At 71.1% G+C, this 16,867-nt stretch carries 11 protein-coding genes; 9 read left to right on the top strand and 2 right to left on the bottom strand.

Annotated elements, in window-relative coordinates; translation table 11 throughout:
• Positions 1–98 precede the first annotated feature (98 nt).
• Genes AB0J36_RS24315 through AB0J36_RS24305 form a run of 3 tightly spaced genes read left to right on the top strand, consistent with a single transcriptional unit; the run spans position 99 to position 4,690 of the window.
• Positions 99–1,454 carry a tetratricopeptide repeat protein gene (locus AB0J36_RS24315; RefSeq protein WP_357127378.1) on the top strand — a complete coding sequence of 452 codons (1,356 nt, stop codon included), beginning with the start codon at positions 99–101 and terminating at the stop codon, positions 1,452–1,454.
• Positions 1,455–1,487: 33 nt separating this feature from the next.
• Positions 1,488–3,749, top strand: a complete 2,262-nt coding sequence (locus tag AB0J36_RS24310; protein WP_363661143.1) for a CHAT domain-containing protein — start codon at positions 1,488–1,490, stop codon at positions 3,747–3,749.
• The gene (locus tag AB0J36_RS24305; protein WP_357394062.1) at positions 3,746–4,690 is read left to right on the top strand and encodes a tetratricopeptide repeat protein; all 945 of its coding nucleotides are present in this window, start codon (positions 3,746–3,748) and stop codon (positions 4,688–4,690) included. Before AB0J36_RS24310 ends, AB0J36_RS24305 begins: the two co-directional genes overlap by 4 nt.
• Positions 4,691–4,836: 146 nt before the next feature.
• Here AB0J36_RS24305 and ilvD read toward each other — a convergent pair whose 3' ends face one another.
• Complete coding sequence (gene ilvD, locus AB0J36_RS24300; RefSeq protein WP_357394060.1) at positions 4,837–6,684, bottom strand: dihydroxy-acid dehydratase; 1,848 nt, start codon at positions 6,682–6,684, stop codon at positions 4,837–4,839.
• 112 nt (positions 6,685–6,796) lie between these two features.
• On the opposite strand from ilvD, the gene AB0J36_RS24295 reads away from it, so the two are divergent.
• The 5 genes from AB0J36_RS24295 (at position 6,797) to serA (ending at position 14,890) form a co-directional block, all read left to right on the top strand.
• Positions 6,797–9,169, top strand: a complete 2,373-nt coding sequence (locus AB0J36_RS24295) for an EAL domain-containing protein (protein ID WP_357394058.1) — start codon at positions 6,797–6,799, stop codon at positions 9,167–9,169.
• Between the two features lie 188 nt (positions 9,170–9,357).
• On the top strand, positions 9,358–11,238 hold the full coding sequence (locus tag AB0J36_RS24290; protein ID WP_357127363.1) for an acetolactate synthase large subunit: 1,881 nt from the start codon (positions 9,358–9,360) through the stop codon (positions 11,236–11,238).
• A gap of 67 nt (positions 11,239–11,305) precedes the next feature.
• Positions 11,306–11,821, top strand: coding sequence for an acetolactate synthase small subunit (gene ilvN, locus AB0J36_RS24285; RefSeq protein ID WP_355052170.1), 516 nt, complete (start codon positions 11,306–11,308; stop codon positions 11,819–11,821).
• Positions 11,822–11,877: 56 nt separating this feature from the next.
• Entirely contained in the window at positions 11,878–12,891 is a 1,014-nt protein-coding gene (ilvC, locus tag AB0J36_RS24280; protein WP_357127359.1) for a ketol-acid reductoisomerase, read from the top strand.
• A 400-nt stretch (positions 12,892–13,291) separates the two neighbouring features.
• Positions 13,292–14,890, top strand: coding sequence for a phosphoglycerate dehydrogenase (gene serA / locus AB0J36_RS24275; protein WP_357127356.1), 1,599 nt, complete (start codon positions 13,292–13,294; stop codon positions 14,888–14,890).
• A 112-nt stretch (positions 14,891–15,002) separates the two neighbouring features.
• Here the strand turns inward: serA and AB0J36_RS24270 are convergent, their stop codons facing one another.
• On the bottom strand, positions 15,003–15,359 hold the full coding sequence (locus tag AB0J36_RS24270) for a hypothetical protein (protein ID WP_357127353.1): 357 nt from the start codon (positions 15,357–15,359) through the stop codon (positions 15,003–15,005).
• A 357-nt stretch (positions 15,360–15,716) separates the two neighbouring features.
• On the opposite strand from AB0J36_RS24270, the gene AB0J36_RS24265 reads away from it, so the two are divergent.
• A complete protein-coding gene (locus AB0J36_RS24265) occupies positions 15,717–16,739 on the top strand; it encodes a hypothetical protein (RefSeq protein WP_357127350.1) in 1,023 nt (340 codons plus the stop codon).
• Positions 16,740–16,867 lie beyond the last annotated feature (128 nt).

Genomic DNA, 16,867 nt, shown 5'->3' with positions numbered 1-16,867 from the left:
TGGTGTCGGATCCTGGACTGTCCTGGCGGCAGCGGGGGTGGCGTTCAGCACCAAGAATGGTGACCATCCATCGGCGGACGGGCCCGGGAGGTGCTGGGTTGACGGACGGACCACACCCGGCGGCCGACGCCCGGCCGGCCGGGCAACCGGGGTCGCCGACGCAGACGGTCGCCCGGTGGGCGGAGGTGCACCGCCTGGCAGTGGCGGGCCGGGAGCCGGAGATCGCCCGGGACGTCGGTGACCTGGTGTCGAGGGCGTGGGTGCGCCGGTCGCGGTTCGCCGACGTGGCGGCGCTGGCGACGGCGACCCTGACTCTCGGCCCGGACGCCGACGCCTACTACCACCTGGGGCACGCGCAGTACGTGACGGGACAGCCCTGGCAGGCCCTGGCCAGTCAGGAGCAGGCCCTGCACCTGTACCGCGAGGCCGGCGACCGGAACGACGAGGCGGGCACCCTCAACAACATCGGCGCCACGTACGACCGGCTCGGGGACGGGGAGCGGGCGCTGGCCCACTACGAGGAGGCGCTGGCGATCGCCCGCGAGGTTGGCGACCGGGACGGCGAGGCGGGCACCCTCAACAACATCGGCCATCTGCACGACCGGCTCGGGGAGTGGGACGACGCGCTGTCCTACTTCGGGCAATCCCTACCCATTCAACGCGAGGTCGGCAACCGGGAGGGCGAGGCGGCCACCCTCAGCAACATCGGCTTCGTGTACGACAACCAGGGCGATCGGGAGCGGGCGCTGGCCCACTACACGCGTGCCCTGCCCATCCAACGCGAGGTTGGCGACCGGGTCGGCGAGGCGGTCACCCTCAACAACATCGGCTACGTGTACGCCCGACGCGGGGACGGGGAGCAGGCTCTGATCCACTACGCGCAGGCCCTCCCCATTCGGCGGGAGGTCGGCGACCGCAACGGCGAGGCGGCCACCCTCAACAACATCGGTCTCGTGCTCTCCGATCGGGGGGATGGGGACGGGGCGCTGTCCTACTACACGCAGGCGCTGCCCATCGCCCGTGAGGTCGGTGACCGGTTCGGCGAAGCGAACACCCTCAGCAACATCGGCCTCGTGTACGCCCGGCGCGGAGACGCGGAGCGGGCGCTGTCCTACTACGGGCAGGCGCTGTCCATCGCCCGTGCGATCGGTGACCGGCTGGGCGAGGCGAACACCCTCAACAACATGGCGTCGATTCGACTCCAACAGGGCGATCTCGTTGGCACGAAGGACATGTTCACCGAGGTTCTCGAGACCCTCCGCATCGTCGGCGACCGTAGGTCCGAGGCGACGGTCAGCGCGAACATGGCCCTCCTGCTGCTGAAGATGGCGCACGTGGACCAGGCCACCGGGTACCTGCGTCGCGCGGTCGTTCTGGCCGAGCAGACGAATCATCCAGAGCTGGACCGGTTCCGAATGATCCTCGCTCAGATAGCGCAGACCGGAGCACGGTGAGCGATGGGGACTGCGGCTGGGAAGGAGACCACTGTGGCGGGTGACCTGAACACCCATGAGCTGGAGATCTTCGAGCGGACATCGGACTACTCGGAGTTGCGGCTGTCGACCGGTGGGGAGCGGCCCAAGACCCGTGGGCTGGACCAGGCCGCCATCGACCAGTTGATCGAGCGCGTGGATCGCCACTACAGCCAGCACTCAATCGTCCAACAGGTCTTCGGCTCGCCGCAGCTTCGCGATCTCGGGACGCGGCTTGCCACTCTCCTCGACGGTGACGAGCGGTGGTTGACACCGATCCTCCAACAGCCTCCCGGCGCCACGCTGCGGATCACCGGCGCGGGGCGACTACGGCACCTGCCCTGGGAACTGCTCGCCGCGGACGGTGCGCACCTCGCCATCTCCGGCTCGGCGCCGCTGTTGCCGGTGCGGGCCGCGGGCAACGACACCGTCCGCAGGGGCCTGGTCGGTCCGGCGAACCGGCCTCTGCGCGTGCTGTTCATGGCCACCTCCCCCGAGGGCGTCGAACCCGAACTGAGGTACGAGGCCGAGGAGGCCGCGATCCTGGAGGCCACCGCCCGCACCGGCGCCGAACTGGTCGTCGAGGAGAGTGGAACGCTGGAAGGGCTGCGCCTGCTCACCCGGGACTACGGCGCGGGATACTTCGACGTCCTGCACCTGAGCGGCCACGCCACGATCAACCTGGATGGCAAGCCCGTCTTCCTGATGGAGGACGAGTTCGGCGCGCGCGTCGACGCCAACGCCGACCAGATCGTCCAGGCGATGGCCGGGCACTGGCCCCGCCTGATCTTCGTCTCCGGCTGCCTGACCGGGAACGCTCCCCACTCCGGCGCGTTCCCCTCGATGAGTGAGAGCCTGGTCGACGCCGGCGCCCCCGCCGTCCTGGGATGGGCGCTGCCGGTGAGCGACCTCGCCGCCACCGAGTTCGCCGCCGAGCTCTACCGGTCCCTGGCGGACGGGGTGCCCCTCGACCGGGCCATCGTCGAGGCCCGGCAGCAGCTGTACGCGCGCCAGCACGGTAACTGGCACCTGCTGCGCGTCTACGCCGACCGATCGCCACTCGCCCCCATGGTCACGCCCCTGCACACCAGGGGGCGTGCGCGGACCCGGATCCGCCCCGCCGAGCAGGATTTCCTGGACCCACAGACCCACCTGTCCCGGGTCGCCCCCCGCGCCGCTTTCGTCGGACGACGGCGCGTCATCCAGCGCTGCCTACGTACCCTCAGAAGCCCTACGGGCAGCGCGGGCGCGGCCCTGATCCTGCAGGGCATGGGTGGTCTCGGCAAGAGCAGCCTCGCCTCCCGGCTGCTGGAACGCATGCCCAACCACCAGCGTGCCGTCTGGTACGGCCGGGTCGACCTGACCAGCTTCCGCGACCTCGCCACCAAGGTGTCATTCCCCACCCTGGAACAACAGGTCGAGGCGGACCGGCTGCTGGCCAACGACGAGGCGCCCCTCGTCGTACGCCTCCGGCACCTGCTCGACGTCGACGGGCCACTCGGGCAGACCGCCTGCCTGTTCGTCTTCGACGACTTCGAGGAAGGCAACCTCGACGAGCGCGACGGCGGGCACGTGCTCTCGGCCGAGCTGGCAGAGATCCTTCCGGCCTTGCTCAAGGCCATTCGCGAGACCGGCAGCCCCAGCCGAGTGGTGATCACGAGCCGCTACCGCTTCCCGACCCCGGCCGGAACCGCCGTGGTCGAGTCGCTCGAAACCCTCAACCCGACCGAGCAGGCCAAGAAGCTCGCCAACCTGCCGAACCTGCGTCCGCGATCCTCCATCGACCCGGACATCCGTGAGCGCGCCGTCCAGGCCGCGGCCGGCAACCCTCGCCTGCTCGACTGGCTCGACCTGATCGTCGGCGACGGCACCCTCGACGTCGACGGTCTCATCGGTGCCATCGAACGGGAGACCGACAAGTTCCGCCGCGAAACCATCCTCGCCAAGAACCTGCTCGGCTCGCAGGACCGGGAACTGCAACGGATGCTCGCCAAGGTCAACGTCATCGAACTGCCCGTACCCGCCGAGACCGTCCGGGCCGTCCACGACCACCCCGACGCCGACCGGCACGTCGAGCGTGCCGTCCAACTCGGCCTGCTCGAAGAGGGCACCGACCCGGAAACCAGTCATCCCCGGTACTTCGTCTCCAACGTCCTGCGCCCGCTCATCCGTCCTCTGCTCACCGACGACGAGTACGCCGAGGCCTGTGCCGCCGCGGCCCGCAGCCTCTACAACATCTGGGTCGTCGACGCGGCGGCATCCGGGTCCACGTCGTGAACACCCGGTGGGTGGAGGTGCACCGGCTCGCGGTGGCGGGCCGGGAGCTGGCCATCGCCCAGCACGTCGGCGATCTGGTGTCGAGGGTGTGGCTGCGCCGGTCGCGGTTCGCGGACGTCGCGGCGCTGGCCAGCGCGACGCTGACTCTCGGCCCGGACGCCGGTTCGTTCTACGACCTGGGGTGGACGCAGGCCGCGACGGGGCAGCCCCGGCAGGCCCTCGCCAGCTACGAGCGGGCCCTGCGCCTGTATCGCAAAGCCGGCAATCGCGGCAACGAGGCGGCCACGCTGAACAGCATCGGCGTCGTGTACGACAGTCTCGGGAACAGGGACCGGGCGCTGACCTACTACGAGCAGGCTCTACCCATTCAACGGGAGGTGGGAAATCGTGCTGGCGAGGCGGCCAACCTGAACAACATTGGCTACCTGTATGACAGGAGCGGGGATGGGGAGCGGGCGTTGGGCTACTACGGGCAGGCGCTACCCATCCGACGCGAGGTGGGCGATCATGCTGGCGAGGCGACCACTCTGAACAACATCGGTGCCGTGTATGACAGTCGCGGCGATGGGGAGCGGGCGCTGGCCTACTACGCGCAGGCGCTGCCCATCCGGCGCGAGGTGGGCGATCGTGTCGGTGAGGCGGCCACTCTGAACAACCTCGGCTTGGTGTATTACCAGCGTGGGGATGCCGAGCAGGCGCTGGCCTACTACGCGCAGGCTCTGTCTCTCCAAGTGGAGGTGGGCGATCGTGCCGCCGAGGCAGTCACCCGATTCAACATAGGGATGATCCATCGGGCGGTGGGGAACCTCGACGCGGCGATCCGTGAGCTCGAACTCGTCGTCGACCTCGACCGCCAGGTCGACCACCCGGATTTGGCATCCGACACCGCCATGCTCAATCAGCTACGCGAGCAACGCAGCGGGGCACAGGACGGGACCTGACGCGATCTTGCGAAGGGGCGTGCGGTGTGTCCGCGGCCTTGATCGACACGAGATCGCCGATGTCGCGGCATCCCGTCGACAGGGATACCGCGACATCGGCGAAGTCGAGTTGATCAAGCAGCCGAGCCGCCGAGCCGCCGCGCGGCTTACTCGGGGACGCGGCGGTAGGCGCCGTCGCTGGCCGAGGTGGCCATCGAGGCGTACGCGCGCAGCGCCGCCGACACCGGACGCTGGCGATCGGTCGGGGTGTACGGCCGGTCGCGCTTCTCCTCGGCCACCCGTCGTGCCTCCAGCTCGTCCTCCGGCACGTTCAGCTCGATCGACCGGGCCGGGATGTCGATGACGATCTCGTCGCCCTCGCGGACCAGGGCGATCAGGCCGCCGGAGGCGGCCTCGGGGGAGGCGTGCCCGATGGAGAGGCCGGACGTGCCGCCGGAGAAGCGGCCGTCGGTGAGCAGCGCGCAGGACCGGCCCAGCCCGCGACCCTTGAGGAACGAGGTGGGGTAGAGCATCTCCTGCATGCCCGGGCCGCCCTTGGGGCCCTCGTAGCGGATCACCACGACGTCCCCGGCGACGACCTCCTTGGCGAGGATCGCGGTGACGGCGTCGTCCTGCGACTCGTACACCTTCGCCGGGCCGCGGAACGTCAGGCAGTCGTCCGGCACGCCGGCGGTCTTCACGACGCAGCCCTCCGGGGCCAGGTTGCCGTGCAGGATGGCCAGGCCGCCGTCGGCGGAGTACGCGTGCTCGCGGTCGCGGATGCAGCCCTCGGCGGCGTCGGTGTCGAGTGACGACCAGCGGTTGGTGGTGGAGAAGGGCTCCACGGTACGCACCCCGCCCGGCGCGGCGTGGAACAGCTCGACCGCCTCCGGCGTCGGCGAGCCACCGCGCACGTCCCAGTCGGTCAGCCACTGGGCCAGCGAGGGGGAGTGCACGGCGTGCACGTCCCGGTTGAGCTGCCCGCCCCGGTCCAGCTCACCGAGGATCGCCGGGATGCCACCGGCGCGGTGCACGTCCTCCATGTGGTACTTCGGGGAGTTCGGAGCCACCTTCGCCAGGCAGGGCACCCGCCGGGAGATGGCGTCGATGTCGGCGACGCCGAAGTCGAGTTCCGCCTCGCGGGCGGCGGCGAGCAGGTGCAGCACCGTGTTGGTGGAGCCGCCCATGGCCACGTCGAGGGCGACGGCGTTCTCGAAGGCGGCCTTGGACGCGACGGTGCGGGGGAGCACCGACTCGTCGTCGCCGTCGTACCACCGCTTGGCGATGTCGACGACGGTCCGGCCGGCCTCGACGAACAGCGACCGGCGCGCGGCGTGGGTGGCGAGGGTCGAACCGTTGCCGGGGAGCGCGAGCCCGATGGCCTCGGTGAGGCAGTTCATCGAGTTGGCGGTGAACATGCCGGAGCAGGAGCCGCAGGTCGGGCAGGCGGAGCGCTCGATCTCGCCGAGCTGCGCGTCGGTGACCGCCTCGTTCGAGGACGCGATCATCGCGTCGATCAGGTCGATCTTGCTGTGCACGATGCCCTCGATCGCCGCCGTCTTGCCGGCCTCCATCGGGCCGCCGGAGACGAAGACGGTCGGGATGTTGAGGCGCAGCGCGGCCAGCAGCATGCCGGGAGTGATCTTGTCGCAGTTCGAGATGCAGACCAGGGCGTCCGCGCAGTGCGCGTTGACCATGTACTCCACCGCGTCGGCGATCAACTCGCGGCTGGGCAGGGAGTAGAGCATGCCGCCGTGGCCCATCGCGATGCCGTCGTCGACCGCGATCGTGTTGAACTCCCGGCCGACGCCGCCGGCCTCGGCCACCGCGTCGGCGACCAGGCCGCCCATGTCCTTGAGGTGTACGTGACCCGGCACGAACTGGGTGAAACTGTTGGCGATGGCGACGATCGGCTTGCCGAAATCGTCGTCGGTCATCCCGGTGGCCCGCCAGAGGGCCCGGGCGCCGGCCATCGTCCGACCGTGTGTGGACGTCCTCGATCGCAGCTCAGGCATGCGTACCAGCATGACACCGCCGCCGCGCGGGACCCCGCGGTAGAGGGCCCGTGTCCCAACAGATGCACATCCGGTCTCCCGCGACGTGCGCTCATCCGGCACTCTTGTTGTCGTGCATCTCCCCCCGGGCATGGTCGCCGTCGCGGCGCTGAGCGGGCTGGTCGCGGCCGTGGCCACCGCGCTGCTCACCATGGTCGTCGGGCAGCGGACCGGGCCGCGCCGACCGGCGCACGTGCTGCTCGCGGGCGCCGCCGGGGTTTCCCTGGTCAGCCTGCTGGCCGGGGTGGTGGCGGTGCTCTCGGCGAGCGACCACTGGGCACACGAGCAGGGCCAGCGGACCGGATGGGCCACCGCCACGGCGATCGGTACGGCGCTGGCCGGGCTGGCCTTCGCGGCCGGTCTGCTCCGGCTGCCGGGCGTCGCGGCCACCGCCGCGGGGACCGCCCGGCTCGCGCTGGACGGCGTCACCGTGGCGGCGGCGCTGTGGTTCGTCGGCTGGGTGCTCTTCTCCGAGCCGACCCGGCTGCTCGGCGCCGCCACTCCGATGGCCTGCCCGGCGATCCTGGTGACGACGGTGAGCGCCGCGCTCGGGGCCGGCCTCGCCGTGATCGTCGTCTTTCGGGCCGCCGCGCCGCGTCGCCGGCTGGCCGTGCTCGCGACCGGCATCACCGCGGTGAGCTGCGGCGGGCTGGGCCTGAGCGCGGGGCTCTGCCAGTCCGGGCCGACCATGGCGCTCGCCGGCGCGGCGCTGCTGTCGGCCGGCCTGCTGGCCGTCGCGCTCGAGGTGCGCCGGGCCGATCAGCCGGGGGAGGTCGCGCTGGACCTCATCGGTCGGGACGGTGAGTACGCCCTCGCCCCGATGCTGGCGATGGCGGCCTCGGCGATGTACCACCTGCTCCAGGACGGCCGCTTCACCGCGCCGGGCATCCTCGCCGGCAGCGTGGAGGGCTTCGCCCTGGTGGCGCGGCAGTACCTCACCCTCAAGGACGTCCGGGACTACGCCGGCCGCCTGGTCGAGCGGGAGGCGCACTTCCGTGAGCTGGCGCACACCGACCCGTTGACGTCGCTGGCCAACCGGCGCGGGCTGCTGCGGGCGCTGCACGACGGCGCGGCGGCGGGCACGCCGTGCGTCCTGCTCGGTCTGGACCTGGACGGCTTCAAGAACGTCAACGACATGCGCGGCCACGACGTGGGTGACGCGGTGCTGGCCGAGGTGGGCCGTCGGCTGCGCGGCAACCTGCGTCCGGGCGACGTGGCGGCCCGGCTCGGCGGCGACGAGTTCGCCGTGCTCATGCCGGCCCGCCCCGCCGAGGCGGACCGGGTGGCCGAGCGGCTGCTCGGGGTGCTGAACCGCCCGTACGACCAGCCGGAGGGCCCGGTCTTCCTCTCCGTGAGCATCGGCGTGGCCGGGTGGGCCGCCGAGCCGGACGTGGAGTTGCTGCTGCGCCACGCCGACCTGGCGCTGCGCTACGCCAAGCAACGCGGCAAGAACCGGATCGAGCGCTACGACGCGGCGTACGACCAGTTGTTGCGCCGCCGTACCACCGTGGAGCACGAGTTGCGGGGCGCTATCGACCGCGACGAGCTGCGGCTCGCCTTCCAGCCGGTGGCGTCGCTGCCGTCGGTCCGGCCGGTCGGCGCCGAGGCGTTGCTCCGCTGGCACCACCCCGAGCTGGGCAACGTCCGCCCGGACGAGTTCATCCCCCTCGCCGAGGAGTGCGGGATGATCTCCACACTCGGCGCCTGGGTGCTGCACCAGGCCTGCTACCAGCTCTCGCGCTGGCTGGCCGACGGGCACGACGTGTGGGTCTCGGTGAACGTCTCGCCGCGCGAGCTGCACGCCCCGGAGTACGTGGTCCAGGTCGCCGAGGCCCTGCGCGCCCACCACGTACCGCCGCAGCGGTTGGTGCTGGAGGTCACCGAGCACGCGGTCGCCACCGATCTGGACGAGCTGATCCGGCGGTTGACCGCGCTGCGGCTGACCGGCGTACGGATCGCGCTGGACGACTTCGGCGCCGGGTACTCGTCGCTGGGGCAGCTACGCCGGCTCCCCATCGACATCCTGAAGATCGACCACAGCCTGGTGGCCGAGCACGAGCCGGTCCGCCCGGTGGGCAAGGACGGTCCGGCGTTCGCGCCCATGGTCGACATCGTCATGCGGCTGGGCCACCAGCTGGGCATGGAGGTCATCGCCGAGGGCGTCACCACGCCGACGGAGCTGGCCGCGGTGGTCGCCGCGGGCTGCCGGTTCGGTCAGGGAGCGCTGTTCGGCTGGGGGGTGCCCGCGGAGCACCTGGAGGCGATGCTGGAGGCGGCCACCTCGCCGGGCGCGCGGCCCGGTCCGGTGCCCGTCCAGCGCCGCGCACCCGGCGGGTCCGGGCAGGTCATGCCCCCTGGCGGCGGCGCGGCGTCGGCCGACGCGCCGCCGTCCGTTAACCAACATGTGGGATCAGTTGACTCATCGCGTGAGATGCGTCAGGCTTAGCCGCATGTCGTCGTACCGGTCGCTGCGAGTACTTATCTGAGCGCACTCTCCTCCGTCGAGAGTGCGCTGGCCCCGTGCATCTGCACGAGGGCCGTTTTTATTGCCGTCGGAACCTGTCGCGACGGGCCCACGCCCACGTCGCATCGCTGAACAAGCCCCAGCCACTCCAGCCGAAGGCCAGAACCACCATGACGAGACCAACGCCCGAGACCCTCGCCCACACCGCCCGGCGGGCCCGCGCGACCGCCGACCCGGCCGGCGCCGCCGACCCCGCCACCCGCGCCGCGGCCACGCCGGCAGTCCCGGCCGTACGGACATCCGCCCCGGCAGAGGTCTCCGGTGCCGGCTCGCTGGTGCGGTCCCTTGAGGCGCTCGACGTCGACGTCGTCTTCGGCATCCCGGGCGGCGCGATCCTGCCGGCGTACGACCCGCTCTACGACTCCACCGTCCGGCACATCCTGGTCCGCCACGAGCAGGGTGCCGGTCACGCGGCGACCGGGTACGCGCAGGCCACCGGCAAGGTCGGCGTCTGCATCGCCACCTCCGGCCCGGGCGCGACCAACCTGGTGACGCCGATCGCCGACGCGTACATGGACTCGGTCGCGATGGTGGCGATCACCGGGCAGGTGGCTCGCCCGTCGATCGGCACCGACGCCTTCCAGGAGGCGGACATCCAGGGCATCACGCTGCCGATCACCAAGCACAACTTCCTCGTGCAGACCGCCGAGGAGATCCCGCAGGTGCTGGCCGAGGCGTTCCACCTGGCCAGCACCGGCCGGCCCGGCCCGGTGCTGGTCGACATCCCCAAGGACGTGCTCCAGGCGTCGACCACCTTCACCTGGCCGCCCACGCTGGACCTGCCCGGCTACCGGCCCACCCTGCACCCGCACGGCAAGCAGATCCGCGAGGCGGCCCGGTTGCTGGCCGGTGCCCGGCGGCCGGTGCTCTACGTGGGCGGCGGGGTGCTCAAGGCCGGCGCCACCGAGGGGCTGCGTCGGCTCGCCGACCTGACCGGCATCCCGGTCATCACCACGCTGATGGCGCTCGGCGCGTTCCCCGACTCGCACCCGCAGCACCTGGGCATGCCCGGCATGCACGGCACCGTCGCCGCCGTGTACGGCCTCCAGAAGGCCGATCTGATCGTCGCGCTGGGCGCGCGGTTCGACGACCGGGTCACCGGCAAGCTCGACTCGTTCGCGCCGGACGCGGCGGTGGTGCACGCCGACATCGACCCCGCCGAGATCGGCAAGAACCGGCACGCGGACGTCCCGATCGTCGGTGACGCCAAGCACGTCATCGACGAGCTGATCGCGGCGGTCACCGTCGAGCGTGCGGCGGGGCGGGTCACCGACCTGAAGGATTGGTGGACCCAGCTCGACGACCTGCGTAACCGTTATCCGCTGGGCTACGACGAGCCGTCCGACGGCACGCTCTCCCCGCAGTACGTGATCAAGCGGTTGGGAGAGATCGTCGGCCCCGACACGATCTTCGTGGCCGGGGTGGGGCAGCACCAGATGTGGGCGTCCCAGTTCATCTCCTACGAGAAGCCGTACACCTGGTTGAACTCCGGCGGCCTCGGCACCATGGGCTACGCGGTGCCGGCGGCCATGGGCGCGAAGGTCGGCAAGCCGGACGCGGTGGTGTGGGCGATCGACGGTGACGGTTGCTTCCAGATGACCAACCAGGAGTTGGCGACCTGCGCGCTGGAGGGCATCCCGGTCAAGATCGCCGTCATCAACAACGGCAACCTCGGCATGGTCCGGCAGTGGCAGACGCTCTTCTACAACGAGCGCTACTCCAACACCGAGCTGGGCACGCACAAGCACCGGATCCCCGACTTCGTCAAGCTCGCCGAGGCGCTGGGCTGCGTCGGGCTGCGCTGCGAGACCGCCGAGGACGTGGACAAGACCATCGCCGCCGCCATGGAGATCAACGACGTCCCGGTGGTGATCGACTTCGTGGTCGGCAAGGACGCCATGGTCTGGCCGATGGTCGCTGCCGGCACCAGTAACGACGAGATCATGTTCGCCCGCGGCGTCCGCCCGGTCTTCGACGAGGATGACATCTGACCATGAGTGAGCGAAGCGCACGAATCATCAAGGCCGATGCCTCGACCGAGCGAAGCGAGGTCGTGGCATGACCATGCACACTCTGTCCGTGCTCGTGGAGAACAAGCCGGGCGTCCTCGCCCGGGTGTCCGGCCTGTTCTCCCGCCGCGGTTTCAACATCGACAGCCTCGCCGTCGGCGAGACCGAGAACCCGGACGTCTCCCGGATCACCATCGTGGTGAACGCGGACTCGTCCCCGCTGGAGCAGGTCACCAAGCAGCTCAACAAGCTGGTCAACGTACTCAAGATCGTTGAGTTGGATCCGCAGGTCTCGGTCGCCCGGGAGTTGCTGCTGGTGAAGGTCCGCGCCGACCGGGCCGCCCGGTCCCAGGTGCTCGAGACCGTCAACCTGTTCCGGGCCCGGGTGGTGGACGTCGCACCGGACACGCTGACCATCGAGGCCACCGGCACGCCGGACAAGCTCGACGCGCTGCTGCGCGACCTCGAGCCCTTCGGCATCAAGGAAATGGTCCAGTCCGGGCTGGTGGCCATCGGGCGCGGCTCGCGTTCGATCACCGCCGGTCCCGCGCTGCGGGCCGCCTGACCCATCCGCAAAGACCACGACGGGCACTCAGGCCGTCGTACGAAAGGGAAGTTCTCATGAGCGTTGAGGTGTACTACGACGACGATGCCGACCTCGGCCTGATCCAGGCCAAGAAGGTCGCGGTGATCGGCTACGGCAGCCAGGGGCACGCCCACGCGCTGTCGCTGCGTGACTCCGGCGTCGACGTGGTGATCGGTCTGCCGGAGGGCTCGAAGAGCCGTCCCAAGGCCGAGGAGCAGGGCCTTCGGGTGCTCACGCCGGCGGCGGCCTCGGCCGAGGCGGACGTGATCATGGTGCTTGCGCCGGACACCGCCCAGCGCAAGATCTATGCCGAGTCGATCGAGCCGCACCTGGCCCCCGGCAAGGCGATCTTCTTCGGCCACGGTTTCAACATCCGGTACGGCCTGATCAAGCCGCCGGCCGAGGTGGACGTGGCCATGGTCGCCCCCAAGGGCCCCGGCCACCTGGTGCGTCGCCAGTACGTCGACGGCAAGGGTGTGCCCTGTCTGGTCGCCGTCGAGCAGGACGCCACCGGCACCGCGTTCGCCCTCGCCCTCGCGTACGCCAAGGGGATCGGCGGCACCCGGGCCGGCGCGATCAAGACCACCTTCACCGAGGAGACCGAGACCGACCTCTTCGGCGAGCAGGCGGTGCTCTGCGGCGGTGCCTCGGCGCTGGTGCAGACCGGTTTCGAGGTGCTCACCGAGGCGGGTTACGCCCCGGAGGTCGCCTACTTCGAGTGCCTGCACGAGCTGAAGCTGATCGTCGACCTGATGTACGAGGGCGGCATCGCGAAGATGCGGTACAGCATCTCCGACACCGCCGAGTACGGCGACCTCTCCCGGGGCTCGCGCATCATCGACTCCCGCGTCAAGGATGAGATGCGCAAGATCCTGGGCGAGATCCAGTCCGGCGAGTTCGCCCGTGAGTGGGTCGCCGAGGACGAGGCCGGCCGCCCCAACTTCACCAAGTGGCAGGCCGAGGGCGCGGCGCACCCGATCGAGGAGACCGGTAGGAAGCTGCGCGGCATGATGAGCTGGGTCGACCGCCCGATCACCGAAACCGCCTGACGCCACCCCGAAAAACGGATCACCCAGCCCCGGGCCGCGCTCTCCCCAGCGCGCGCCCGGGGCTCGCTCCGAGCCCTCGTCGATCTTGCACTTTCGGATGGCGATTTGTGGGGGTTGGCCCCGTAGGTCGCCGCAGAAAGTGCAAGATCGCGGGGACGGAGGGGTGTAGGGGGGCGGGGTGGGTGGGGTTTCGGGGTGGTGAACGGTTGATGTCGGTCGCTTGTCCGGGCGTGTGAGGGCACTCACCCCGCAGACCGGAACACGCCGGCCAGCGCGGCCCCTACGATCGCGGGTAGGTGCGCTGAGCCGGCACCTGACGGCCACGGCACGGATCAGCACGGGGTGCAGTGCGGCGCCCCGCCACCCGCGCCGATCGCAAACACGACCTCTACGAGGACCGATGAATCCTGTCGTACTGATCGCCGAAGAACTCGCCCCCGCCGCCATCGAGGTGCTCGCCCACGACTTCGACGTCCGTCACGTCGACGGCACCGACCGTCCGGCCCTGCTCTCGGCGCTCTCCGAGGCCGACGCCGTCATCGTGCGCAGCGCGACCCAGATCGACGCCGAGGCGGTCGCCGCCGCACCGCGGCTCAAGGTGGTCGCCCGCGCGGGCGTCGGGCTCGACAACGTCGAGGTGCCGGCGGCCACCGCGCGGGGCGTGATGGTCGTCAACGCACCCACCTCGAACATCGTCTCCGCCGCCGAGCAGGCCGTCGCACTGCTGCTCGCCGTCGCCCGCAACACCGCCAGCGCCAGCGCGGCGCTCAAGGCGGGCGAGTGGAAGCGGTCCAAGTACACGGGCGTCGAGGTGCAGGGCAAGACCGTCGGTGTGGTCGGGCTCGGCCGCATCGGGGTGCTCTTCGCGCAGCGCATCGCCGCGTTCGGCACCCGACTGATCGCGTACGACCCGTACATCCAGCCGGCTCGGGCGGCGCAGCTCGGCGTACGGCTGGTCGGGCTGGAGGAGCTGCTGCGCGAGAGCGACTTCATCTCGATCCACCTGCCGAAGACCCCGGAGACGGTCGGCCTGATCGGCGAGAAGGAGCTGGCGCTCGTCAAGCCCAGCGTCCGCATCGTGAACGCCGCCCGCGGTGGCCTGGTCGACGAGCAGGCGCTCGCCGACGCCATCGCCGAGGGGCGGGTCGCCGGCGCCGGCGTCGACGTGTACTCCAAGGAGCCCTGCACCTCCTCGCCGCTGTTCGCCTTCGACAACGTGGTGGCCACCCCGCACCTGGGCGCCTCGACCCACGAGGCGCAGGACAAGGCCGGTCTGGCGGTTGCCAAGAGCGTGAAGCTGGCGCTGCAGGGCGAGTTCGTGCCGGACGCCGTCAACGTCCAGGCCGGCGGCGTGGTCGCCGAGGACGTCCGCCCGCTGCTGCCGCTGGCCGAGAAGCTGGGCCGGGCCTTCACCGCCGTCGCCGGTGGGGTCGCGGCCAACGTCACCGTCGAGGTTCGCGGTGAGGTCGTCGGCCACGACGTGTCGGTGCTCAAGCTGGCCGCGACGAAGGGCCTGTTCAGCTCGGTGGTCGAGGACCAGGTCACCTACGTCAACGCCCCGCACCTGGCCGCCGAGCGCGGCGTCGAGGTCACTCTGGACAGTCAGGCCGAGACCGCCGACCAGCCTCTCCTGGTCACGGTGCGCGGTGCCCTGCCGGATGGCCGGGCGGTGAGCGTCTCCGGGACGGTCACCCACGCGGGCAGCCGCGACGTCCCGCGGCTGACCGAAGTGGACGGCTTCGACGTGGAGATCGCCGCGGAGGGCATCCTGCTGTTCCTGCGGTACGCGGACCGCCCGGGCGTCGTCGGCACCGTCGGTACGCTGCTCGGCGAGTCGGGCATCAACATCGCCGCGATGCAGGTGGCCCGGCGCGAGGCGGGCGGCGAGACGCTGATGACCCTCACCGTCGACCAGGCGCTCGGCGCCGATCTGCTGACCTCGGCGGCCGACTCGATCGGCGCGACCGCCGCCAGCGCGGCCGACCTGCGCGACGAGTAGTTAGCGGCCGCCACGCGACAGGTGGCGGCGCGGACGACAGCACCACGGGGGGCCCGGCGACAGCGCCGGGCCCCTTCGTCGTACGCCGGGAGGTGTTCCGCCCCGGGAACGGTCAGTTCGGCAACCGGACCGGGGGCGGGTAGACCGAACCGTCCTGGGCGTCGAAGAGCATCAGCCCGTGCTCGCCGGCCAGCCGCTCGATGTCGAGCAGCACCTGGTCCGGGCAGGTCGGGTGCAGGTTCAGCTCGACGTGATCGTGGGCGGCGTGCAGCGGCGCGACCGCCCACGGGCTGTCCGGGCCGGGGTGACGGTCCGGATAGGACGCGGTGATCGCCCGGTAGAAGCCGACGACGCGCGGGTCCGGGTATCGGTCCACGTGCCGCCCCTGCCGGCAACCCTCGACCGCTGCCCGCACGTCCTCGGGCGTCGCCCCGTCCTCCAGGGCCCACACACTCAGATCGAAACTCACGGCGGACAGCGTGCCATCCGTCGTTCACCATGTCGAAACTGCCTCACCGCCGGCCAATCGCCGAACCCGTGCGGGCGGCGTCCGAAGGCGTCCGCTGTGGAGACTCTTGCGTCGAGTTGCGTCGATTCGCTAGCGTACGACTGCGGTTACTGGCCGCCAGGCCGTGGCGCCGGCCCGTCTTCGGGTGGCGCGGTCGACGTCCGGCCCGACCGGTCCGCACCCCTCGATTGTGCGAGCCACGCGCACTCGTCGCTGATCGGCCCCCACAGCCGTTGCCGAGGCCGTGGGGGCCGATCGCAATTCACGCGCTCTGCGGGTCACCCCGTCTGACGTGCGACGCGGCTATGATCGGCCGCCGTGACAAGCGCCCAGTTGTTCAATGGCGGTGGCCGCCGGGTCGCCCGGCCGCGGCGACCTGCGCCGCCACGACGAGCCCTGCGGTCGACGCGGCTCCTCGCGGCCCTGGTGGCGGTGCTCGTGCTGGCCGGCTGTTCGCCCGATCCGACCGGCTCGCCCGCTTCGCGCGACTCGTCGTCGGCTCCGGGGACCGCCGAGCCGCGGTCGACGAGTGGGCTCGGCCCGGCCGGGGGCCGGCAACCCGGCACGGGCAGCGCGGACGAGGCCCAACGCCGCCGTTTCGCGGCGGCGGCCACCCTCCTGAAGAGCAAGCCGGGGGTGCTCGGAATCCTGGTACGGGACCGGCGCACCGGCACTTCCTGGCGGGCGGGGACCACCGATCATCCGATCTGGACGGCCTCCACCATCAAACTCGCGATGGTCGTCGGGCTGCTGGAGCGCTCACGGGCGGGGGAGATCACGCTCGACAGCGCCGCCCGTCGACAGATCGCCGACATGCTGAACTTCTCCTCCGACGACGCGGCCACCGCTCTGTGGAACCGCTACGGCCGGGACGGACAGCTCAAACGCTTTCAGCAGCGCTACGGCATGACCGGGCTGACCACCGTCGCCGGCTACGCGCGCTTCTGGGGTCACCTCAAGTGCACGGCTGAGGATCTGCAGCGGTTGATGTCGTACGTGCTGGACGACCTCGACCCGACCGACCGGGCCTACATCGTCGGCGCGATGCGTTCGGTCGGCTCGATCCAGCGTTGGGGTGTCTGGGCGGCCGGCAGCGACAAGCACCCCGGCACCAAGGACGGCTGGTCGATCGAGCCGGACCCGGGCGGGGAGCACTGGGTCACCAACACCGTGGGGTTCGCCGGCGACGACCAGCGCTACGTCGTCGCCGTCATGTACCAACTGCCACCCGGCAAGGGGATCGATGTGGGGGTGCACGCGGTGAGCGATCTGGTCGCCACCGTCTTCGGGGCACGGACCCCGGCGCGGGTGACCGTGCCGGACCCCAGCACGGGACGCTAGGGCCTGTTTCATAAGAACTGGCCGGCCTGCGGCGGGCCCGGACGACGACCGGCGGCGTTGGGGGGGGGGGGGGGGTGAGAAACAGGGTGGGGGGGGAAAACCGCGGGGGGGGGGGGGGCCGGCGGCGG

It is taken from the genome of Micromonospora sp. NPDC049662 (assembly GCF_040675055.1).
GTDB lineage: Bacteria > Actinomycetota > Actinomycetes > Mycobacteriales > Micromonosporaceae > Micromonospora.
The sequence above is the reverse complement of the archived record's forward strand: the minus strand, read 5'-3'. Positions and strand labels throughout refer to the sequence as shown.